Source organism: Paraburkholderia sp. SIMBA_054 (genome assembly GCF_046534875.1).
In the GTDB taxonomy this organism is placed as follows: domain Bacteria; phylum Pseudomonadota; class Gammaproteobacteria; order Burkholderiales; family Burkholderiaceae; genus Paraburkholderia; species Paraburkholderia hospita.
Map to the genome: position 1 here is coordinate 1 of NZ_JAWRXV010001158.1, position 256 is coordinate 256.

1 protein-coding gene is annotated in these 256 nt (G+C 51.2%); it reads right to left on the minus strand.

Features of this window, described 5'->3' with window-relative positions; genetic code table 11:
• Positions 1-256: hypothetical protein (locus SB822_RS58785; protein WP_410859334.1), on the minus strand; the 256-nt coding region annotated here is incomplete at both ends.

The window sequence follows — 256 nt, forward strand, 5'->3', positions numbered from 1 at the left end:
GTAACAGATTCATCGACCTGCTCTGCCAGAACTTTAGCCATTTGTTGGCAATAAAGATCGACTTCTGCGCTTAATGCTCGTTGCAACACACTGTAATCAACCGTTTCTGTCGGGGATTTCTCATTTCCCCGTCCCCAGTCGGGCTGATTCAACCAGCGCGAAAAAGTCTCACGCACAACGCCTAAACGCGTGCTCTGCTCGTCCGTTGCATCCTGGCGCGAAATGACTGCACTGAACAGCTGGCGAGTGTTGAAGT